Here is a 21998-nt window from a genome sequence, read left to right as displayed (position 1 = left end):
AGCAACCACAACGAACCCGCAGACGCTCAACACTCCTGACGACGCAGCACCAACCGCGCAACCACAACGGCCAGCACAACCCACAAAAGCAGCACCCCACCACCCGCCAAGGGAGTCAGATCCCCCGCGTCCTGATGGGTCTGCATCAGCCGAAGCCCGGCCCGGTCCGGCAGCAGCCGGGCGAGGGGCCGCAGCCGAGGCGCCGTAGCCATGACCCCGGAGACAACGAACAGCAGCGGAAGGAGCACCCCCAGCGCGGTCAGAGAGCGCCGCACCATGAACGTAAGGGCACCGGCGAGAACGGCGAGCAGCCCGGCATACGCGCCCGCACCGGCCACGGCACGCAGGCCCTCCCCGCCGAGGGGAAGCCCCGCGCCGAGCACGGCGCTCCCCGAGCCCAGCGCGAGCGCCCCCGTGACGAGTCCCCAGGCAAGCCCCGTGAGGCCGAGTACGGCGAGCTTCGCGGCGAGCAGCAGCCCCCGCCGGGGCACGGCGGCGAGGGTGGTGCGGATCATGCCGGTCCCGTACTCGTTGCCGACGGCGAGGACCGCGAGGATCACCAGCGGCACCTGGCCGAACTGCAGGCCGGTGAACGGAAGCCCCACCGGGTCGAGTTCGCGCCGGCGCCCGGCGTCCGCGGCGCGGTACTCCGGGCCGATCAGGGCGCAGAACAGCAGCCCCACGGCGACGGTGAGCGCACAGCCGAGCGCGAGCAGGGTCCAGGTGGAGCGCACGGAGCGGAGCTTGATCCACTCTGCGGCGAGCAGGTCACGCATGCGCGGCCTCCTTCCGGGAGTCGTCGGACGTGCTGGTGGCGGTCGCGGGGGCGGTCGCGCGGTACTCGGCGGCGCGCGCGGTAAGGCGCAGATACGCCTCCTCCAACGACGGCCGTACGGGGGTGAGTTCGTGCACGCTCCAGCCGTGCGCGGCGGCGACGTCCCCGATGCGGGCGCCGGTCAGGCCGGTCACGGTCGCGGTGTCCGGCTCGTCGGCGTACGCCACGTCGGCGCCCTCGGCACGCAGGGCGGGCGCGAGCGCGTCGAGCCGCGGCGACACGAGGCGGACCGCGTCCGGGCCCGCCGTCAGGAGCGCGGCCATGTCCCCGTCGGCGAGCACCCGGCCCCGGCCGATCACCAGGACGTGGTCGGCGGTGACCGCCATCTCGTGCATGAGGTGGCTGGAGACCAGGACCGTACGGCCCTCGTCGGCCAGGGCGCGCAGCAGCTTGCGCAGCCACTGGATGCCCTCCGGGTCCAGGCCGTTCATGGGCTCGTCGAGCAGCAGCACCTCGGGGTCGCCGAGCAGCGCCACCGCGATGCCGAGGCGCTGGCGCATGCCGAGCGAGAAGCCGCGCACGGGCCTGCGGGCGGCCGAGGCGAGGCCCACCAGGCCGAGGACCTCGTCCACGCGGGCCGCGGGGATGCGGTGCGTGCGCGCCAGCCAGGCGAGGTGGGCGCGGGGGCTGCGCGCCGGGTGGCAGGCGGAGGCGTCGAGCAGCGCGCCCACCTTGTGCAGCGGGTCGCGCAGCTGCGCGTACGGCACGCCGTGCACCAGGGCGCTGCCCGCGTCCGGGGTGCCGAGGCCGAGGACCATCCGCAGCGTGGTGCTCTTGCCCGCGCCGTTGGGCCCGAGGAACGCGGTGACGCTCCCGGGCGCGGCCGTGAACGACAGGCCGTCCAGGACGCGCCGGCCGCCGTAGGACTTGACCAGGTTCTCCACCTCGATCACGCGGCGGCCTCCAGGGTCAGGGTGCGGTCCACCAGGCCCGCGACCGAGGTGTCGGAGTGCGAGACGACGACGAGGGTGCGGCCCTCGGACCGCCACCGGGCGAGGTCCTCGCGCACGGCGGACTCGGCGGCCGCGTCCAGGCCGTTGAACGGCTCGTCGAGCAGCACGAGCCGGGGCGCGTGGGCGGTCGAGCAGACGTAGCCGAGCTTCTTGCGCTGGCCGAGGGAGAGTTCGCCGACGAGCACGTCGAGCCGCTCGCCGAGGCCGAGGGCCGCGGCGCGCTCGCGCAGCGCACCGGCCGGTACACCCCACACCCCCGCGGTGAAACCCAGCTGCTCGGCCGCGGTGAGGTGCTCGTACAGCGGCGGCGGCTCCTGGACGTAGCCGCGCAGGGCCCGCACCGCCGGGTCGCCGGGCGCCCGCCCGTCCACGGTGACGCGGCCCGCGTCGGGCGCGGTGAGCCCGGCGAGCACCCGCAGGAGCGTGCTCTTGCCGCTGCCGTTCGGCCCGGCGACACGGACGGACTCGCCCGGCGCGACCCGGGCGTTCAGACCGCTGAGGACGTCCGCCGTGCCCCGGCGGACGACGAGGTCGTCGATGTCTATCACTGCGGCGCTCCGGCTCTCTGCTGGTGGACGGGGGAGGCGGCGGCCGCCGGGGCGGCGGGTGCCGCCTTGGGGCCTGCCAGGTCGCGGGCGGCGACGGCGCGCAGCGCGGCCCAGGCGCCCGCGAGCGCGGCGGCGAGCAGCACGGCGTGCGCGAGGCGGGCCGCGGTGCCCTCGGCGAGGGCCTGGCAGAGCCCCGCGCCCGCCGTGACCGGCACGGTGAGCAGGGCCACGAACACGCCCTCCGTGACGTCCGCGGCCGGGGCCCGCGTCACCCGGCCGTCGGCGAACGCCTCGGCGCGCGGCACGCAGAAATAGGTGAGGACCGTGGCGCAGCCCGCGCCGCAGGCCACGGCGGCGAGGGCGAGCAGGGTCTGGGTCCAGGCGGCCGCGCCGCGCACCCCGCACAGCGCGGCCGCGCCCAGGGCGAACGGGCCGATCGCCGCGCCGACCGCGGCGGTGGCCGTCCACGCCTTCGCCGCCACCCAGGTGCCGGTGGGGCGCGGCGACTGGCGCAGCGCGTCCCAGCACTCCCGGTCCGCCTCGATGCCGCAGACCTGCACGACCTCGCTCGTCGTGATCAGCGCGACCGCCACGAACAGGGCGCCGACGGCGGCCGGGGGCAGCTGCCACACCGGCTGACCGTTCGTCACCACGACGGCCGCGCAGACCGCCCCGGCGAACACGCCGCACCGCTGGAGCCGCAGCAGGCCGCCGACGGTCTCCGGGTGCCCGCGCAGCAGGCGAAGGCGGGTCACACGCCACACCGCGCGGTACGGCGACGCGGGCCAGACCCCGGTGGAGCCGGTCGCCGCGCGGGCGGCCGGGCCCGCGTGCGCGTCGCGGCGGACCGTGGCCCGCACCCGCAGCACGGCGAAGACGGCGAGGAGCAGGGTGAGCGCGGCGTATCCGGCGGCGGCCACGACCAGGGCGCCCGGCTCGTGCAGCTCCGTCCACAGCCGGGGGCGCGAGGCCGTCACGGCGTCGCCCAGGAGGCGGGCCACGTCCTGTTCGGTCGGCCCGGAGCCGCCCCCGAGCGCGCGCACGAACGGCGCGGCCACGACGCCGACCAGGCCCCCGCCCACCAGGGCGACGGCCAGGCGCGGCAGCTGCGGCACGCGCACCACGCGCACCATGAGCGCCGTCACCAGGGCCGTGCGCAGGGCGACCCCGGTCACCGCCGCGCCCACTGCGTGCACGGCGAGGACCGGCAGGGCGTCGTGCCCCTCGGGCCCGGCCGCGAGCCACGGCACGGCGACCGCGGCCGCGGCGGTGAGCAGGCCGAGCGCGGTCCCGGCCGCCGGGACGACGAGCCGGGCGGTCACGAGCTGCGCGCGGGACACCGGCAGCGTCCGCAGCACGCTCGCGTCGGGCGGGCTCACCAGGGCGCGGGCCTTCGCCGGTTCCGCGCTGAAGAGCTGGAAGAGGAACCACAGGGCCACGGGCGTCCAGGTCCACGTGGCCAGGTCCGTACGGAGTCCGGGGCCCGGCGGCGCCAGGACGCCGAGGGTGCGGCCGAGCACGACCAGGGTGCCGAGCACCGCGGCCGCGCCCGCGCAGACGACGACGCGCGCGGCGCCGCGGCGGCGCCGCGCCGCGGGGCCCGTACCGGCGAGGAGGTTGAGCCGCCGCCGGGTGTCGGCGAGCCACAGGGCGAAGACGGTGCGCGGCCAGCTGCCGCCAGGGCGGGCCGTCATGCCGTCCCACCGGCGCGGGCCCCGCCGAACCGCTCGGCGGGGCAGAGCACGGTGGCGGGCACGATCAGCGCGACGAAGGCCGCGGCGAGCAGCTTGGGCGCCGTCGCGGACGGCAGATACAGGCCGAGGACGCCGAGCGGGGCCCACCACAGCACCCCGCCGACGATCATCAGGACGCTGCCCCAGCGGGCCACGGCGACCAGCAGGCCGACGGCGACGAGCACCACGCCGCTGATCAGCCAGACGACGCTGAGCAGCTGGAGGACGTCCAGCACGTCGTCGGGGTCGCCGCTCAGGTCGGCCGAGGCCTCGACGGCCCGCCGCGTCGCGTCGGCCGTGGCCCGGAACGCGGCGAAGTACGCCACCGCGCACACCCCGGCGGCCGCCGCGAGCACACCGCCCGCGATCCGCACCCCGGGCCGGGCGATGCCGTCCACGACCACGGTCCAGCAGCGCAGCGCGAACTGGAGGAGCCGGGGGTTTCCCAGGGTGGCGAAGAAGAGGCGGTGCAACATGGTTCTCCGGAGCGGTTCAGGAGGGGAGCAGCCAGAGCGCGGTGGCGTAGACGGCGGTGACCGCGGCGGCGGTCGCGGCGGCGCGCGGCCACGCGGACCCGGCGGCGCGGGCCGCGAGCAGCAGCGCGCAGGGCAGCAGGGGCAGATAGGCGTCGAGGTGCGTCACCGTGGGCACGGCCCGTGAGACGTCGTGGCCGAGCGCGAGGCCCGCCGCGGTCCAGACGGTGAGCTTGGCGAGGACGAAGGCGACCCAGCCGAGCGTGAACGCCCGCCGCGGCCGGGTGAAGTCGCCGGGCTCGGTCGCGGTGTTCAGGGCGCCGGGCAGCGGCAGGTGCCGCGTGGCGACCGCGCCGAGGGCGCCCACGAGGACGCCGAGCAGGCCGAGCGTCAGGACGTTGGCGAGCAGGCTGGTGCACCAGGCGATGCTGGTGCCGATGCCGACGGCGCCCTCGGACGCGGTGTCGAGGCGCTCCACGACCCGGTCGTGGATCTCGCCCCACAGCGGCACGCTGAACGCGGCCGTGGCGACGACCAGCGCACTCACGCCCAGGGCGTGCCCGCGCCGGGTCACGAGCCGCTGCCCGAAGCCCGCGCCGCCGTCGGGTGCTTCGGGTGTGCCGGGTGCGTCGGGCGCTCCTGGGGCGTCGTCCTCGTAGGCGGGAAGGCCCGCCGTACCGGTCGCCCTGGTGCTGCCGCTCGTCTCGGTCATGCCACCCATCCCCGTCGTACCGTCCGTCTCGCAAATCGCACCGATGGCCACGGACCTCCAGTAGTCCCAGTAGCCCCAGTAGCTCTAGTGATCCCAGTTGCTCCAGGCGCCCCCGCCGTCATGTGCTCACCCATGTCTCCACCGCCGCCGCCACCGTCAGGCCCGCAAGGGACACGCCCCACAGCAGGCACGCGTCCTGGAAGCCGAACCGGCCCCGCGCGGTCAGCTCACCCGCGGGCCGCCGTCCGAGTCCGGCGCGCGCCCACGTCACCAGGGGTACGAGACCGGCCGCCGCGGCGAGCGCGAGGCAGGCCAGTTCGAGCGGCATGTGCGGCAGCAGGTGCCGTACGACGCCCCGCGTGCCGAGGACGGCGCTGCCCTGGCCCCAGTAGTAACCGGCGAGCGTGCCGGTCAGGAGCGTGAGCGGGATCGTCATCACGCCGAGCGTGGCGACGCCGAGGAAGAGGGCCGCGGAGACGCCGACGTTCCGCGCGAGGATCTCCGCGAACAGGCCCCAGTCGGCCTGCTTGGGGGCACGGCTCACCCCGGTCGGGTCCGCGGGCGCGAACCACCAGCCCGCGCCGAACGCGGCGAGCCACAGGAGGGCGCCGCTGACCACGGCGGGCCACTGCCGCCGGAAGAGCCCCGCAAGCGCGGACTTCCATCCGCCCATGGCCGCGGGCCGGGCGATCGGCCCGGTCGTCGTATCCATCCGCCCCCGCCTCTCCGCGTCGTGTGGTGCCGTCGGTCGGTCCCGCCGGGACCCCGCGCCTGCGAGGTCCCGGCCGGATGCGCTGCCTTGGGACTTAGGCGATGACGGCCTTCTTGCCGCCCTTCTTGATGGCCTGCTTGACGCCCCAGATGATCACGGAGCCGACGGCCAGGCCGCCGGAGACCAGGCCGATCGCCGAGGCGACGTCCATGCCCGTCATGATCGACTGGTAGACGACCGAGGCGGAGTCCTTGCTCATGTTGAGCACGTTCTTCAGGAAGAACGGGGTGGCCGTGGCGGCCACCATGAAGGCGCCGAAGACGGTGGCGGCGACGGCGGCGGTGGTCAGGGGACGGCGGGTGGCCGAGCGGTTCATGTCGCGTGTTCCTTTGGATCGATTCATTACGATCGGACGCGTGCCCGCCCCGATTGGCGCGGGGCGGGCACGTCCGGTTCCGGGCCGGCGAGAGCGCCGGACCCGGTAACGATCTTGTGCGGGTTCCCCGGAGCGACCTACTGCCTGTTGACGGGGCCGTTCGGCAGTTACCGATGCGTAGGGGTGTTAAATCCGGACATACGCCTAGGAGTTGTCCGCGGGCTCATACGAGCGCATCGCCGAACGTCAACGCGGCGCCGCTGGGGTAGGTTGAAGCCCGACCACATATTGACGACTTCTTGACTAAATGGATCGCTCGGGGGAGCCCATGCTGAACGTGACGGTCGCGCACCACCACCCCTTGATCCGCAGGGGGCTCGCGCAGTCCCTCGCGGACGCCGGGGAGTTCACGGTCACCTCATACGGAGACGTCGACGGAGTGCTCGCGCGGGTGCGGTCGAGGCCGGACTCGGTCGTCCTGGCGTCGCGCTCCCTGCCCGGCATCGACCGGCTGCTCGACGCGGTCAGGGGCAGCGAACCGCCCCGCGTCCCCGTCGCGTTGCTCGGCGAGGCCGCCGTCACCCGGCCCACCGTCGTGGGCGTGCCCCGGGGGTCTCGGGCTACCTCCCGGAGGACGCCGACGTCCGCGCCCTCGCCCACGCCGTGCACACCCTGGCCTCCGGGGCCGCCGTGCTGCCCGCCGCGTGGATCCACCGCACCGGGGCCACCACGCCCCGGGCCGAGGCGCGCGACGCGCACGGCGGGGCCCCGCTCTCCCTGCGCGAGCGCGAGGTCCTCGCCCTGCTCGGCGAGGGTCTGACGAACCAGCAGATCGGACGGAGGCTCGGCCTCAGCGCCGGGACCGTCAAGTCGTACATCAGTGCCGTGTACGCGAAGTGCGGCGTGGACAACCGCGTCCAGGCCGCACTCTTCGCCCACGGCATCGAGGTGTCAGCGGCCTAGGCCCCGGCGCCCCGCTCGTAGGGCGACGGCACGGGGAAGTAGGCCGTGAGGAACGCCCGCAGGGCGAGGGTCGTCTCATCGTCCGACACGTCGCCGCCGGGCGTCTCGCCGACGCAGAACGCGGTCTTGTTGCGGGACTGGAGCAGCTGGCCGAGCCGGGCGTGGTCGGCGCGCGCGCCGATGTCCACGAAGTCGTACGCGAGCGAGCCGGGCACGGCCCGGCCCGTCAGATACGCGTAGTGCTGGTGGAGCGAGGAGACGACGGAGTGGTCGCCGTTGCCCCGGAAGGGGTTGCGGGCCGTCGCCGCGAGCTCGGCGCCGTACCGTTCGGCCAGCTCCGTGAGGACGTCGCGCCGCAGCGCGTACGGCACGTGCAGCAGGCAGTGCGTCGCGGTGCGGCCGAAGTCGCGGCGCAGCAGCGCCCGGTTGTTCTTCGCGGCGGCTAGATAGCCCTCGTCGGCGGCGGACACCGGCAGGTCGGGCACGGACACCGAGGACCAGAAGAACCGGGTGAGCCCCGAGGGCAGGAAGAACGTGTCCGGGGTCGTGGGGCGGCCGAGGAACATGTCGTCGTTGAAGTACAGGAAGTGCTCCGACAGGCCGTCGATCCGGTGCAGCTGGGTCTCGATGGCGTGCGAGTTGAACGTCGGCAGACAGGCGTCCGGGTCCGCGAACAGGTCGCGGTGGTCGACCACCGTCAGGCCCGGGTGGTCCTCGTCCAGCCACGCCGGGACCTGGCCCGCCGTGACCAGGTACACGTGCCGCACCCACGGCGCGTACATCGCGAGGGACCGCAGCGAGTAGCGGAGTTCGTCGCGGTTGCGGAAGCGGACCGCGCCGGTGTCGGCCGACGCGCCGTCGCCCGGGCCGCCCAGGGCGGCGGCGCGCGCCGCCCGCCAGGCCGGGTCGGTGTCGTCGACCCAGGTGTAGACGGCGTCGACGGGGAAGTCGACGTCCTTCATGAGCAGCTGGGTGAACACCTCGGCACTCGGGTACTCCCGCTCGCCGACCCGCAGCCGCGCGGTGGGCGCGAGGGAGGGCAGCTCGGAGCCCGCGAGCGTGCTCCCGAACGGGGCCCGCCACCCCCGCCCGCCGCCCTCCGGCTCGCCGGTCCGCGTCCAGAACGCCACCGTGCACGCCTGCTGCACGCCGTGGCGCAGCGAGAGCGTCGTCGTGGTGACCGGCTTGAAGACCCTGAGGCCCGCCATCTCGCCGACGCTGTCGAGGCGTTCGGCGAGCACCACGCCGGGCGCGGCGTCGCGTGGCGCCACCAGCTCCGCGTACACGGCCCGGCCGTGCAGCGCGTCGGCGAGCGCCTTCAGGGCGGCGTCCCGGTGGTCGTCCGCGACGGCGAGGGTGTGCGCGGTCGAGCCGCCGCTCGTCCGCACCAGGACGTACGGGACGTCCCACGCCTCCAGGGCGGCCGCGGTCAGCTCCAGGTTCCAGGCGGCCATGCGGGCGGTGCGGACGTCGTCGCGCTGCTCGGCGAGCCGCCCCACCGAGCGGATCAGCCCCTCGTGCGCGGCCAGGATCTCGTCCTCGCGGGCCCGCTCGTCCTCGGGCGCCGGGGCGTTGAGGGTGTGCGGCGCGGTCGGCCGGAAGCCCGGGCCGCCGGAGGCGACGCCGAGCGCCACCCGGTCGGCGCGCTCCGCGAGCCGCTCCGGCCGGTCGCGGCCCGCGACGAGGCGCGCGTACAGCTCCTCCCACAGCGCGGTGACGCGCTCGGACGAGAAGCGCGCGTACACGCCCTCGCGGGCGGCCCGCGCGTACGCGAGCCGGGTGACGTCGTCGGACATCAACTCGGCCATGGCGGTGGCCAGCTGCTCGATCTCGCCCGGCGGCACGAGGAGGCCGTCCACGCGGTGCCGCACGATCTCGGCGGGGCCCGTCAGGACGTCGTAGGCGATCACCGGCACGCCCGCCGCGAGGGCTTCGAGCAGCACCAGCGGGAACGCCTCGTTGTGGCCCGCCGTCATCAGGGTCAGGCCCGCCTTGGCCCACTCGGCGGCCATGTCCTGGCAGGGGCCGAGGAGTTCGACGCGGTCCTGGAGGCCGAAGGCGTCCACCAGGCGGCGCAGGCTCGGCTCCTTGTGCCCGCCGCCGAAGATCCGCAGCGTCCAGTCCGGGTGCGCGTCGGCGAGCCGCGCGAACGCGCGGACCGCGTGGTCGACCCGCTTCTCGCCGGTGAGCCGCGCGGCCATCACGATGACCTTGCTGCCGCCGTCGGCGCGCGGCCGGAAGCCGTCGGGGACCGCGTTGGGGATCACCGCCAGCTCCGGCGCCGTCGCGCCCAGGGACTCCGCGATCCACTCGCGGGTCCGCTCCGTCAGCGTCACCAGGGCGTCCAGGCGCGGCGCGAAGAGCAGCAGCGGCTCACCGGAGGGGCCGCGGCGCTGGGTCGGCCGGTGCTCCTGGTGCACGGTCACCACGCGCGCGGGCACGAGCCGGGCGGCCGCGGCGAGCAGCGCGGGCGTCGTCGTGACCAGGACGTCCGTGTCCAGGTCCGTGAGCGCGGCCGTCAGCTCCACGTCCGCGAGCCGGTCGAACGCCGACTCCCAGGCCGGTGCGATCAGTTCGCTGGGCAGCGCGGCGAGCGTCCGGCACGCGCCCTCGTCGAGCCGCGAGCCGCGCACAGGGCGCTCGGGCGTCGCCGTGCGGTCCACCAGATAGCGCACGGCCAGGCCCCGGGCCTCGGGGAAGAACGGCTCGGTCCGGGTGCGGAAGACCGAGAGGACCTCCACGTCGTGCCGCTCGGCGAGGTGCAGCGCCTGGGTGTACGTGGCGAGTTCGGTGCCGCCCATCTCGTCTCCCCAGCCGAGGAGGTACGTGATCTTCATGAGGTCTCCTTCTGCTCCGGGTCACGGCCCAGGTCCAGACAGGTCACGGCGAACGCGCCGGACGCGGTGACGTGCGGATGGGCGCGCACCAGGCCGCCGCCCTCGAGCGCGACGAGCCGGAACGGCGTGGGGAACGCCGCGGGCAGATCCCGTACGTCGGTCAGCCAGCGCCCCAGCGGCAGGCCGCCGACGCGGAAGTCCCACACCCACTGGCCGGGAGCCGCCCCGGCCATCGCCGCCAGCGGCAGCGCGAAGCGGAACCGGTCGCCCTCCCACTCGGGCCGCACCGGCACGGCCAGGCCGTCCCGCCGCCGCACGGCACTGGCCTGCCGCGCCGCGCGCGCCGCGACCATCCGGCCGTGCACCGTGATGCCGTCCCCGTACGGCTCGAACCGCACCAGCTCCGCGCGCGGCCGGGCCGCCGTGACCTGCACCGCGGCCCGCCCGCCGCGGCAGCGCACCAGACGCAGGAGCGTGCCGGTGCGCGGGTGCGGGGCGTGGGGGAGGGTCGGCGAAGGCGGCCCCGGCGTGTCGGCGAGGGTGAGCCCCTGCCGCCGTACGCGGCCGTCGGCCCCGGTCGTCTCGACCGTGAGCCGCCAGACGCCCTCGCTCAGGACGGGCCCGGCGCCGCCCGTGCCCTCGGCGGCGTCCCGCAGGCCGACGGTCGCGGTGAGCAGCGCCGCTTCCACGTCGAGCGGTACGCGGAAGCGGCGGGGGCCACGGCTGATCAGGAGCCGCGCGGCGCCGGGGCCGGGGGCCGGCAGGGCGAGATTGAGGGTGCGGCTGTCCCGCAGGGACAGATGGACGGCCACGAGCGGCTCGCCGCCCCCGCGCCCCTGCCGGCCTGCGGCGGCGCGCTCCACGCGGAACCTGGCCCTGCGGGCGGCCCGTCGGGCCCTGCGGGCAAACCCTCCAGTCAGAAAAGTCTGCATCGCCCTACTTTGCCCGCTCCTTGCCCGGAGCACCGGCAGCGCCGCGCTGCCGCTGGGTGGGTGGTGCCGCCGCTACCGCGGCGGGTTTCCCACCCACCCACCCACCCGAAACGCCCCAGCGTCACCGGCCGAACCCCGACGCGGAGCGCTGCGGGCGGCGTGTCGCCTGTCTCCGCTGTGGGCAATCGTCCCGCAGGGCGGGACGGGTGGGCACAGCCCCGGGTGCCGCCCAGTCGTTGGGCAGGGGCTAGCGCCTGCGGCCCGGGAGGAGTGCCGCCAGGCCCCGGCCGCGCGGGCGGCGGGTGCCCTCCGGGGCCCGGTGCGCGGGCGGCGCCCCGGCGTGGCGCGACCGGGGGTGGGCCGGGGTCCGGGCCTTGCGCCCGCTGATGCGGATCATCGGATGCCCGGCCACCTCCTCCGCCCCGTGCCACATGTCGTCCCGCCCCTTCAACAACCGCCCCAGCTCCCCGTGCACGGCCTCGTACCGCCCCCACGTCCCGTAGAACTTCGTGGCCGTGATGCACAGCGGCTTGAGCCCGGTCGTGGCCACGGCCCCCCACGTCGCCGCGGCCACCCCGGGACAGTGCTCGGCCCGGAAGTCGTCGAGGACGACGATCCCGTCCGGCGTGAGCAGCTCCCGCGCCGCCGCGATGTCCGCGTGCACGTGCTCGTACAGATGGGACGCGTCGATGTGGACGAAGCGGCAGCTCCGCTCGGCCACGTGCGTGGTGATCCCGGCCGAAGGGGCCTGCACGACCTGGGGCAGCTCGTCGTGGAAGGAGCGGTAGTTGGCCTCGAAGGCGCGCCGGGTCAGCGTCGCGTACGAGCGGCCCATCTCCTTGGAGTTGGCGGCGTCGGGCGCGGGCGAGTCGAACAGGTCGCAGACCGTGAAGGTCTCGTCGGGGCGCAGATAGGCCCCCATGAAGATCGCGCTCTTGCCCAGGTAGGCCCCGAGTTCGAGCAGGTCGCCCGATTCGCCGAGGTCCAGCTGACGGCTCAGGAACCAGTCGAAGAGAACCTGGTCGGCCGGGTGGAACCAGCCCTTCACATCGGAGAAGTCGGTGGGCACGGGCACGTCGTCCGGCTCCTCCACGGACGCGGGCGCGGACGTGGGCACGGAAGCGGAGGCTTCGGGCATCTCAGATCCTGGAGTTGGGGGGAGTGCGCTGCGACAGGAGCGCGGCGGTCTGCGCGACCCCGGAGTCCTCGGCCCCGGACACACGGGTGCCCTCGGGCCCCGCCGCCGGCGTGGGGTGCCGCTCCGGGAGCGCCACGACCGACGGTAGTGGGATCTTCGCCCCGAACACCACCCGTCGCACGACACGCTCCGCGGCACTCCCGTCGTCGTGGGGGCAGAACCGCTCCCGGAAGGCCCGCCGCAGCTGGGCCGAGCGCGAGCCCCGCCAGTGCCCCGAGGCGAAGATGTCGGCCAGCTCGTCCTCGCCGCGCGCCACCGCGCCCGGCGGGAAGGCGCGCACGTCGAAGTAGGTGCCGCGGGCGGCCTCGTACGCCTCCCAGTCGTCGGCGTGCAGGACGATCGGCCGGTCCAGGTTCGCGTAGTCGAACATCAGCGAGGAGTAGTCCGTGACCAGCGCGTCCGCCGCAAGGCACAGGCGCCCCGCGTCCGGCTCGCCGGACACGTCGACCCACCGCCCGGTGAGATCGTCGGGCAGCGGCTCCGCGTCGACGTGGGGGGCGTGCACCAGAACCGTGAAGCGGGGGCCGAGGCGGCGCAGGAGCCGCTCCAGGTCCACGCCGAGCCGCTGGGTGCGCCGGTAGTCGCGGTACTCCGGCGCGTACAGGATCGCCGTCGTGCCCGGCCGCACGCCGAGGCTCTCGCGGATCCGCGCCACGTCGGCGGCGGTGGCGCGCTGGTAGCGGTCGTTGCGCGGACAGCCGTACTCGAGCGTCGTGTACGTCGCCGGGTACGCCCGCTCACCCGCCAGGGTCGCGTGGCGGTTGGGGGACAGGACGTAGTCCCAGGTGTCGGCGGAGCGCAGCCGCGCGTCGACGTCCGTGCCGCAGACGGCCGCCGGGCGCTCCAGGAGGTCGGCGCCCTCGTGCCGCAGCGGCGTGCCCCGGTGGGTGTGCACGACGAGCTGCCCGGGGCGCTTGACCAGGCGGCGGTCGAACCCGGCGTCGCTCACCAGGTACGCGGCGCGCGCCAGGGCGGTCCAGGCCGCGGCCGTGCCGGGCGTGAGGCGCTGGGTCGCGGTCGGGAGGGTGTGGTGGTGCGCGGGCGCGGCGAGCCACGCGGTGCGCACGTGCGGCGCGTGCTCGCGGAAGGCGGCCTCAAGGGCGCCCGGGTCGCCGCTGTGCCCCCGCCCGTCACCCGCCGTGAAGACCGCGAGGTCCGCGCGCACCGGACGCCGCAGCTGGATGCGGTAGTGCAGCCGCAGCAGGGACTCCCGGGCGCGGCCAAGGACCCCGGTGCCGTACCGCGCGAGCCTCGCGCCGAACCGCCGCACCGACCGCAGCGTCTGGTACGCGCGGTGCGAGCCGAGCCGCACCAGGGCGTGCTGAAGCCGGGCGCCCGCGCGCGGCCGGGAGCCCGGCACGTGGAAGCGGCGGTAGTGGGCGCGCGCCCGGCGCAGGAACTCGGCGCGGCTGTCGTGCGGGAGCCGCTCCGGCCTGGCGTAGATGGCCAGCAGGTGGTCGACCATGCGCCGGAAGACCAGGGCCCGCCACGCGTCCGGCAGGTTGCGGCGCGTGTCCAGGAACGCGAACACCCGCTCGTACTGGTCGAAGACGTCGAAGTGCGCGCGGCTCGCCGTGCCGAGGATCCCGCCGCGCCGCCGCTGCCGGTAGCGCACGCACACCCGGTCGAGCGTCGCGATGGACTTCGCCGACATCATCAGCGGGTACGTCCAGGGAGCGTCCTCGTAGGTGCCGGGCGGGAACGTGAGGCCCACCCGCTCGACGAACTCGCGGCGGTGCGCCTTGTTCCAGGCGACCATGAGCAGCCGCAGCAGGCCGCTCCTGTCGGCGAGTTCGAAGGGGGCGGGGCCGTCCTGGTGGAGGAGGTGCGCGAGCTGGTTGCGCACCCGTTCGCCCGTCCAGTACGTCCGCTCGTAGTCGTAGACCAGGACGTCCGGCTCGCCGGTCTCCTTCAGGCGGTCGGCGATGGCCTGGAGGGAGCCGGGCGCCATGCTGTCGTCGGCGTCGAGGAAGATCAGGTAGTCGCCGGTGGCGTGCTCCATGCCCGCGTTGCGCGCGCGGCCGAGGCCCACGTTCTCTTCCAGGTGGACGGCCCTGACGCGGGTGTCCCGGGCCGCGAACTCGTCGATGATCGCGGCGCAGCCGTCCGGCGAGCGGTCCTCGACCGCGATCAGCTCCCAGTCCGCGAAGCTCTGTTCCAGTACGGACGTGAGGCACTCGTGCAGATACGCCTGCACCTGGTACGCGGGGACGATGACACTGAACCGGGGCACGGCACATCCATGGGTCGGCGCGGGCACTCTGCCCGGGAACGCCCGGTGAGGTGATCTGGTTACGCCGGGGTGTCCCCTTCGGGGGACACCCGTCAAGCGGAAGGAAAGGGGACGATCCGGTGCCGGACCGTCCCCGTTCGGTCAAGTGGCGTTACCCGCCCGGCAGTTGATCATTTTTGTGGAGCCGGGCGCGCGGGCGCGTGCGCGTCCTCACTTGACGGCGCCCGCCATCACGCCGGAGACGAACTGCCGCTGGAACGCGAAGAACACGGCCAGCGGGATCACCATCGAGATGAACGCGCCGGGCGCGAGGATCTGCACGTTGTCACCGAAGAACCGCACTTGCTGCTGGAGCGCCACCGTGATCGGCGGGCTGCCCGCGTCCGCGAAGATCAGCGCGATCAGCATGTCGTTCCACACCCACAGGAACTGGAAGATGCCGAGCGAGGCGATCGCGGGCGCGCCGAGCGGCATCACCACGCGGACGAAGAGCCGCAGCTCACCGGCGCCGTCAAGACGGGCGGCCTCAAGGAGTTCACGGGGGATCTCCGCGAAGAAGTTCCGGAGGAGGAAGATCGCGAAGGGCAGCCCGAAGGCGGTGTGGAAGAGCACCACGCCCGTCGTCGTCTCGAAGATCCCGACCTTGCCGAAGAGGTCGGAGACCGGGACGAGCGCCACCTGCACCGGCACCACAAGCAGCCCCACGACACCGAGGAACCACCAGTCGCGGCCCGGGAACTCCATCCACGCGAACGCGTAACCGGCGAGCGAGCCGATCACCACGACGAGCAGCGTCGCCGGGACGGTGATGGACACGCTCGTCAGGATCGAGTCGGTGATCGTCTCGTCCTTCAGGAGGCTGGAGTAGTTGTCGAAGGTCAGCTGCGAGGGCGCGCCGAAGACCTTCCACCAGCCGGTCTCGCTCATGTCCTCCTTGGTGCGCAGCGAGCCGAGCAGCAGCCCGAGCGTGGGCACCAGCCAGAACAGGCCGACGAGGATGAGGAAGACCCGTACCGCGGTGCCGCCGAGCAGGCCGGCGATCCGCCCCCCGAGCGACTGCCGGGCCTTCACCGGGCCCGCCCCCGCGCCTGCCTTCGCGCCCGCCCTCGCGGCGGCCCGAGTGTGCGCGCTCATCGCTTCGCCTCCCGCCGCAGCCGCCGCATGTTGAACCACATCACCGGGATCACGAGCAGGAAGAGCAGCACCGCGATCGCGCTCGCCACGCCGTCGTTCTGGTCCCCGAAGGCGGAGTTGTAGAGCTGGACGGCGAGGACGTTCGCCTCGTCCTTGGAGGAGCCCGGCGGGATCACGAAGACCAGGTCGAAGATCTTCATCACGTTGATCATCAGCGTGACCAGGACCACCGCGAGGACGGGTGCGAGCAGCGGCACCGTGACCCGGCGGAACACCTGCCACTCGTTGGCGCCGTCCACGCGCGCCGCCTCCAGGAGCTCGCGCGGCACGCTCGCCAGGCCCGCCGCGATGAGCACCATCGCGAAACCGGCCCACATCCACACGTAGCTGCCGATGACGGCGGGGGTGATGAGCGAGGGGCCCAGCCAGTTCACGCCGTCGTACGGCTCGCGGAAGTTCGACGCGGGGAAGCGCAGCAGCGCCCCGTCGGCCTCCTTCGGCAGGGCGAAGGTGCCGTCGTCGGCGGCCTTCGTCGAGGCCACGACCTCGCCGTCCTTGACCGCCTCGATCTCGATGCCGGGGTAGCCGAGCTCGACGGCGTCCGGCGCGTTGACCTCGCCGCGGCCCTTGCCGCGGGTGAAGTCCTGCCAGGCGGTGCCGGTGACCTTGCCGGGGTCGGCCTGCGCGGGCTTCGCCGCCGCGGCGGCGTCGGGCATCCGGTTGGGCGGTACGCCGGTCAGCGGCAGGACCACCGGCTGCCCGGCGCGCACGGGCTCACGGGTGACGAAGGCGCCGCCGCCCGCCTCCTTCATCGGGGACCTCGCGGCGAGGTGCCCGCTCGGGAAGTGCGACGACTCGACGAACGTGTCGTGCACGCCCACCCACACGGCGTTGACGACCCCGCGGTCGGGGTTCGCCTCGTACACGAGCCGGAAGATGATCCCCGCCGCCAGCATCGAGATCGCCATCGGCATGAAGATCACGATTTTGAACGCCGTGGCCCAGCGCACCCGCTCGGTGAGCACGGCGAAGATCAGGCCGAGCGCCGTCGCCACGGCGGGCGCGCACACCACCCAGACCGCCGTGTTCTTGATGGCGGTACGGATCCCGGCGTCCTCGAACATCGTCTCGTAGTTGTCGATGCCCGCGAAGTCGCCGCCCTTGTCGAAGAAGCTGCGCAGGACCGAGAACCCGATCGGGTACAGCACGAGCGCGCCGAGCAGCACCAGGGCGGGCAGCAGGAACAGGGCCGCCACCGTCCTGCGCGTGCCGGTCACGCTCCTGCGGGGACCGGAGCCGCGCGGACCGGTCGTGGACGTACGCGCCGTCGGCCTGGCCGGGGGCACCGCGGCGGTGCCCCCGGCGTCCGGAGTCGTCATCGCCCGTCAGCTCTTCGGGTACGCCTTGGTCGCCGCGTCCTCCAGCGCCCGCTGGGTGCCCGCGACGTTCTTCGGGTTCTTCAGGAAGTCCTGGAGCGCCTTCCACTCGCCCTTGCCGGGCGTGCCGCCGAAGGCCGGGGGCGCCTGGTCGGACATGTCGAAGCGGATGTCGTCACCGGCCGCGATGAGCGCCTTGGCGATGCCGCGCTGCACGTCGTTCGGGTACGCGGCCAGGTCCAGGTTCTTGTTCGGCGACACGAAGCCGCCGGCCTCCGCCCAGATCTTCGCCGCGTCCGGCGAGGCCAGGAACGTGAGCAGGGCCTGCGCGCCCTCGCCGTCCTTCAGGGCGACCGCGGCGTCACCGCCCACGACCGCGGGGGACGCGTCCCCGACCGCCGGGAACGGGAACACCTTCGCGTCCGTGCCGACCTTCGCCTTCGTCTCGGAGATCGAGAGGGACACCATGTCGCCCTCGAAGACCATGCCCGCCTTGGGCTGGTCGCCGCCGACGAACGTCTGCTTCACCGACGCCGGGAACTCCGTCTGCAGCGCGCCGTCCGCGCCCCCGGCGACGAACCCCTTCTTCCCGAAGAGCCCGCCGAGCGTCGTCAGCGCCTCCTTGACGGAAGGGTCCGTCCACTTGATCTCGTGCTGGGCGAGCTCGTCGTACTTCTCGGGGCCCGCCTGCGAGAGGTAGACGTTCTCGAACCAGTCGGTGAGCGTCCAGGCCTCGGCGCCCCCCACGGACACGGGCGCGACGCCCGAGTCGTAGATCGTCTGGGCGGTCTTCATGAAGTCGTCCCAGGTCTTGGGCTCCTCGACGCCCGCGTTCTCGAAGACCTTGGTGTTGTACCAGACCAACGACTTGTTGGCCGCCTTGAAGTACACGCCGTACTGCTTGCCGTCGACGGACCCCAGGTCCTTCCAGCCCTGCGCGTAGTTCTCGTCCAGCTCCTTCTGCGCCGCCGCGCCCAGCGGCTTGGCCCACTTCTTCTCCACGGCCTGCTTCACCGCGCCGACCTGGGGCAGCATCGCCACGTCCGGGGGCTCGCCGCCCGCCACCTTCGACGCCAGGAAGCTGATGATCGGCTCCTGCGCGGGCACGAACGACACGTCGGCGCCCGTCCGCTTCTCGAACTCGTCGAGGACCCTGAGGAACACCTTGCGCTCCGCGCCGCCCCACACGGCCGAGACCGACAGCTTCTGCCCGTCGAGCTCGGGCAGTCGAACGGTGGCCGCGGCCTCCTTCTTGCCGCCGCCCTTGCCGTTGCCGTCGTCGTCCTTGTCGTCGTCACCGCCGCACGCGGTGACACCCAGCGCGAGGGCGCCCACCGCGATGGCGGCCACTGCCCTGCCGGTCGTCCGTGTCCGAAGAGTGCTGCGCATCACTGCCCCGTTCTCTTCCCCTGACAGTCCCGTTCCGGCCTGTCTACGCCCGGGGGCGTGGGGCGGCAAGACGGCCTACGCTGTCAAGTCGCCGATCGTGATGCCGTTGTGACGGTCCGTCCGCTTCTGCCCACCCGCCCGCAACGCCCCGGCCCCGGTGTCACAGCAGGGACGGCACCTGGTCGGCCGAGACCTCGCGGGCCGCGCGGTCGAGGGCGCTGGCCAGGAGGGCCAGATCCGTGGGTCCGTTGCCCAGTTCGCGGACGGGGCGGCGGGTGGGGGGATCGCCCATGCGGTCCCACTCCAGGGGGACCACGGTGGGTCGCAGGGTCGCCGTACGGGGGATGCGTCCCGTGACCCGCCCCGCCTGGAACGCGGTCACCCGACCGTCGGCACCGCCCAACACCCCCCGCCCGGGCGCCGCGTCCTCCACCTCGCCGCCCGGCGCGTCCAACGTGACCCGGAGCCCGGCCCGCCGCCCCACCTCCGTCTCGGCCACGCGCTCGGCACCCCGCACGGCGGCCACCAGATGCACCCCGAGCCGCTCCCCGTCCCGCGCCACCGCGTCAAGGGCCCGTACGACGGATCCGGCGGCGGGCCGCCCCGGCGACCCGAGCGCGGGCGCGAGCAAGGAGTCGTAGTCGTCGACGACCACGACGAGCCGCGCGAGCGGCGGACCCGGCTCGGGCCGCGCCACGGCCCCGGGCGGCCGCAGCCGCAGCGTCGCGCTGCTCGGCACCTCGATGTCCCCGGCCCCGGCGGCTCCGACGGTCCCGCCTGCCTCGGCGTCCGGCGCTCCCCGAGGCGCCACGATCCGCCCGGCCACGGCCCGCCCCGTGTGCCACTCGGCGAACCCCTGCCGCCCGAGCAGCTCGGCGCGCCGCTTCAGCTCCGCGGTGAGGGACTGGGCGAACTCCCGCATCCGCACGGGGTCGTTGGCGGCCAGGTGCGTACCGACGTGGGGGAGGTCCGTGCAGGCCCGCAGCCCTTCGCCGGGCCGCTCGCCGCCACCGGTGCCGCCCGCCGCGCCGCCGTCCCGCCCGTCGACCCCGCCGTCCACGAGGACGACACCGAGCCGGTCGGGCCGCTCGGCGGCGGCGAGGGACGCGGCGACGGACCGCAGCAGCTCCGTGCGCCCGCTGCCGGGCGGCCCCGCCACCAGCAGGTGCGGGCCGTCCGCGGCGAGGTCCACCACGACGGGCCCGCGCGCGCCCGCGCCGAGCACCGCCCAGGCCCGCCCGCCGAGGGCACCCGCGTCGTCCCCCGCGGCCGCCCACCGCGCCATCAGGGAGGCGGGCGTGGCCCGGGCGAGACCCAACTCGTCCAGGAGCCGCGCGGCTTGCGGCAGCGGCGCCGCCACGCGCGCGTGCCCGCCGCCCGTGCCGTCCGGCCGCAGCGGGGCGAGCGCCCGCGCGAAGCGCTGCGCCCAGGCCGCGGAGACGGCGTCCACCACGGCGACCGTGCCGTGCCCCGCGGGCTGTCCGTCTGCCGCGCGCAGCACCCGCAGGGCCGTCGCCACGTCACCGCTGAGCAGCGCGACCGCCCCGCAGGCGCGGAAGGCGGGCGACACCGAGCACGCCGCCTCATACGTCTCCGTCACCGGCGACGCGGGCGAGGCCGCGGCGGTCTCGGCCAGGCACACGACGTGGATCCCGGCCCTGCCGCCGTCCCGCGCGAGCCGCACGGCGGCCTCCCGCAGCGCGGCGGAACCGGGGTCGCCGTCGACGACCACGACCGTGCGCGGCCCGGACACCGCCGGGCCCCGCGCCTCCTGCGGCTCCGCGTCGCCGGGCCCCGCCGCGGCCGTCTCCGGCTCGTCCAGGCGGCGCAGCAGCTCGGCCGTGCGCGCCGCCGCCTGCTCGCGGTCGTACGCGAGCAGCAGTCGGCAGTCCTGGCCGTGCGCGGGCCGCAGATGCGGCAGCCAGCCGAGCCAGGCCCACTCCGCGGCCCGCTCGCCCGGCGTCCGCGCGCGGTCCGTGCTGATCAGCACGATCTCCAGGTCCGTGGGGGCGTGCAGCGCGGCCAGCTGCGCGAGCACCGAACGGGCGAGGCCCGCGAGCCGCTCGCGCGGCCCGGCGAGACCGAGCGCCCCCGTCTCCCGGAGGCTCACCGTCACCGGCACGGCGGGCAGCAGCGCGCTCTGCCCGGGCGCCGCCCGGTCGACCGTGCCGAGGCGCACCGCGAGCGCTTCCGGGTGCTCGGGCCCGCGCTCCCACAGCCGCGTCCCGGGCCCGAGCGCCGTCAGGAGCAGCGCCGCCGCGTCGGGCCACACCTCGGGCACGGACTCCGGGAGCGGCCCGGCGTCGCTCCAGTCCTCGTACGCCCCGGGGCCTTCCGGGCCGTCGTACGCCTCGTCGTACGCCCCGTGCTCGCGTGCCGTCTCGTCGCCGCGGCCGCCGGTCAGCCGCCGGGCCCAGGCGGAGAGGCCGCCCCGCTTGCGCAGGCCGCGCGGCAGGGGCGTCCCGCGCGCGGGGGTGCCGGTCCGGCTCCGCTCGGCCTCGGGCGCTCCGCCCTGCCGGGGCACCACGGGGGACTCCGCGCCCCCGCTGCCTCCGGAAGCGCCCCACTCGGCCGTGCCATAGGCATGCTGCGTCACACCGTCCCCGGAGGCGGCGGGCCGGGCGGGGGAGTCGTACGAAGCGGGCGGGGCCGGGGAGCCGGGGGACGCGGGCGCGGCGTGCGCACCCGGCGCGGCCGGGAGGCCGGGCGCCCCGGAGCCCTCCGCGGCCCTGGTGCCCCACGCGCCCCCGACGGCCCCCGTGCCGGCCACGGTCGCGCCGCCCACCGCACCTTCCCCGGCGACGCGCACGCGCACGTGGCCCTCGCCGTCCGCCGCGGTGTCGAGCACGCCGCCCATGCCGCTGCCGGTGGTCAGGCGGAGCACGGACTCGCCGATGCGCAGGAGCGAGCCGGAGGCGAGCCGCACCGGCCGGTCGGTGAGCGCGCGGCCGTCCACCGCCGTGCCGTTCGTCGAGCCGAGGTCCTCGACCGTGACCCGGCCGTCCGGGGCGAGCGTGACCGCGCAGTGCAGCCGGGACACGTCCGGGTCGTCCAGGGGCACGTCGGCCTGCGCGGAGCGGCCGACGCGGATCTGGCCGCCGTGCAGCAGGTGCACGCCGCCCGCGTCCGGACCGGCGACGACATGGAGCTGGGCGGCGGCGTCCGCGAGCTCGGGGCCCGGCTCCGCGGGGGTGCCCACGCACAGCACCGCACCGTCGACCAGCGGGGGCTCGCCGAGCGTGCAGCGCTGGAGGTCGAGCCGCTCCGACTCCGCGTAGAGGACGGCGGGTCCCTCGCCCGCGGCGACGGCGGCGGCGAGGCCGGAGGCCACGGCGGCGAGCGCCGTCCCGGCGGGCGCGGTGACCAGCACGTCACAGGCGGCCGCGGGGCGTCCCCCCGGCTCGGTCTGGCCGCCACGCGGCCCGAGGACGGTCAGCCGGATCTGCATGCCGTCAGCGGTCCCTTCTGCGCTGGGCGCCCGGCACGGGGACTCGCGCTGTGATTCCCCCCACCGCACACGGGCACGTCGGCCAGTACGGAAGCATCCTCGCACCTGCCACTGACAACACGCCCGTCCCCCACCCGTAAGTGATC

17 protein-coding genes and 1 pseudogene are annotated in these 21998 nt (G+C 75.2%); 1 reads left to right on the top strand and 17 read right to left on the bottom strand.

The window, feature by feature from the left end:
* Positions 1-26 precede the first annotated feature (26 nt).
* The 9 genes and pseudogenes from CP982_RS17680 to CP982_RS42530 form a co-directional block, all read right to left on the bottom strand.
* Positions 27-776 (bottom strand): ABC transporter permease, encoded by a 750-nt coding sequence (locus CP982_RS17680; protein ID WP_150511427.1) that lies wholly within the window; start codon positions 774-776, stop codon positions 27-29.
* The gene (locus tag CP982_RS17675) at positions 769-1728 is read right to left on the bottom strand and encodes an ABC transporter ATP-binding protein (RefSeq protein ID WP_150511426.1); all 960 of its coding nucleotides are present in this window, start codon (positions 1726-1728) and stop codon (positions 769-771) included. The genes CP982_RS17680 and CP982_RS17675 overlap by 8 nt, the downstream gene beginning before the upstream one ends.
* Positions 1725-2264, bottom strand: a pseudogene (locus tag CP982_RS41785) (ATP-binding cassette domain-containing protein); the annotation flags it as partial. The pseudogene CP982_RS41785 and the gene CP982_RS17675, both read right to left, overlap by 4 nt.
* A gap of 68 nt (positions 2265-2332) precedes the next feature.
* The gene (locus tag CP982_RS41780; RefSeq protein WP_170316448.1) at positions 2333-4030 is read right to left on the bottom strand and encodes a hypothetical protein; all 1698 of its coding nucleotides are present in this window, start codon (positions 4028-4030) and stop codon (positions 2333-2335) included.
* Positions 4027-4545 (bottom strand): hypothetical protein, encoded by a 519-nt coding sequence (locus CP982_RS17665; protein ID WP_150511424.1) that lies wholly within the window; start codon positions 4543-4545, stop codon positions 4027-4029. Before CP982_RS17665 ends, CP982_RS41780 begins: the two co-directional genes overlap by 4 nt.
* Positions 4546-4561: 16 nt before the next feature.
* A complete protein-coding gene (locus tag CP982_RS17660) occupies positions 4562-5254 on the bottom strand; it encodes a hypothetical protein (protein ID WP_150511423.1) in 693 nt (230 codons plus the stop codon).
* 118 nt (positions 5255-5372) lie between these two features.
* Positions 5373-5966 carry a stage II sporulation protein M gene (locus CP982_RS17655; protein WP_150511422.1) on the bottom strand — a complete coding sequence of 198 codons (594 nt, stop codon included), beginning with the start codon at positions 5964-5966 and terminating at the stop codon, positions 5373-5375.
* Positions 5967-6060: 94 nt separating this feature from the next.
* Positions 6061-6342, bottom strand: a complete 282-nt coding sequence (locus CP982_RS17650; protein WP_030687439.1) for a hypothetical protein — start codon at positions 6340-6342, stop codon at positions 6061-6063.
* Positions 6343-6645: 303 nt separating this feature from the next.
* Positions 6646-7002: a hypothetical protein gene (locus CP982_RS42530; RefSeq protein WP_245004348.1), complete on the bottom strand. Its 357-nt coding sequence runs from the start codon at positions 7000-7002 to the stop codon at positions 6646-6648.
* 3 nt (positions 7003-7005) lie between these two features.
* On the opposite strand from CP982_RS42530, the gene CP982_RS42525 reads away from it, so the two are divergent.
* Positions 7006-7305: a response regulator transcription factor gene (locus CP982_RS42525; RefSeq protein ID WP_245004347.1), complete on the top strand. Its 300-nt coding sequence runs from the start codon at positions 7006-7008 to the stop codon at positions 7303-7305.
* Here CP982_RS42525 and CP982_RS17640 read toward each other — a convergent pair.
* The 8 genes from CP982_RS17640 to CP982_RS17605 all read right to left on the bottom strand — a co-directional run bounded on the left by CP982_RS17640 (position 7302) and on the right by CP982_RS17605 (position 21852).
* A complete protein-coding gene (locus tag CP982_RS17640; RefSeq protein ID WP_150511420.1) occupies positions 7302-10142 on the bottom strand; it encodes a stealth conserved region 3 domain-containing protein in 2841 nt (946 codons plus the stop codon). The two genes, CP982_RS42525 and CP982_RS17640, sit on opposite strands and share 4 nt — an antisense overlap.
* Positions 10139-11074, bottom strand: a complete 936-nt coding sequence (locus CP982_RS17635; protein ID WP_150511419.1) for a hypothetical protein — start codon at positions 11072-11074, stop codon at positions 10139-10141. Before CP982_RS17635 ends, CP982_RS17640 begins: the two co-directional genes overlap by 4 nt.
* A gap of 247 nt (positions 11075-11321) precedes the next feature.
* Positions 11322-12212 carry a class I SAM-dependent methyltransferase gene (locus CP982_RS17630; protein ID WP_150511418.1) on the bottom strand — a complete coding sequence of 297 codons (891 nt, stop codon included), beginning with the start codon at positions 12210-12212 and terminating at the stop codon, positions 11322-11324.
* A gap of 1 nt (position 12213) precedes the next feature.
* Positions 12214-14505, bottom strand: a complete 2292-nt coding sequence (locus CP982_RS17625; protein ID WP_150511417.1) for a bifunctional glycosyltransferase/CDP-glycerol:glycerophosphate glycerophosphotransferase — start codon at positions 14503-14505, stop codon at positions 12214-12216.
* 210 nt (positions 14506-14715) lie between these two features.
* A complete protein-coding gene (locus CP982_RS17620; protein WP_150511416.1) occupies positions 14716-15639 on the bottom strand; it encodes a carbohydrate ABC transporter permease in 924 nt (307 codons plus the stop codon).
* Positions 15636-16916 carry a carbohydrate ABC transporter permease gene (locus tag CP982_RS17615; protein ID WP_150515545.1) on the bottom strand — a complete coding sequence of 427 codons (1281 nt, stop codon included), beginning with the start codon at positions 16914-16916 and terminating at the stop codon, positions 15636-15638. The genes CP982_RS17620 and CP982_RS17615 overlap by 4 nt, the downstream gene beginning before the upstream one ends.
* Before the next feature lie 108 nt (positions 16917-17024).
* The gene (locus CP982_RS17610) at positions 17025-18404 is read right to left on the bottom strand and encodes an ABC transporter substrate-binding protein (RefSeq protein ID WP_150511415.1); all 1380 of its coding nucleotides are present in this window, start codon (positions 18402-18404) and stop codon (positions 17025-17027) included.
* A 160-nt stretch (positions 18405-18564) separates the two neighbouring features.
* On the bottom strand, positions 18565-21852 hold the full coding sequence (locus CP982_RS17605) for an FHA domain-containing protein (protein WP_150511414.1): 3288 nt from the start codon (positions 21850-21852) through the stop codon (positions 18565-18567).
* Positions 21853-21998 lie beyond the last annotated feature (146 nt).

It is taken from the genome of Streptomyces spectabilis, assembly GCF_008704795.1.
GTDB classification, from domain to species: domain Bacteria; phylum Actinomycetota; class Actinomycetes; order Streptomycetales; family Streptomycetaceae; genus Streptomyces; species Streptomyces spectabilis.
Note: the sequence above shows the minus strand (reverse complement) of the source record. Positions and strands in the feature narration are given on the sequence as shown.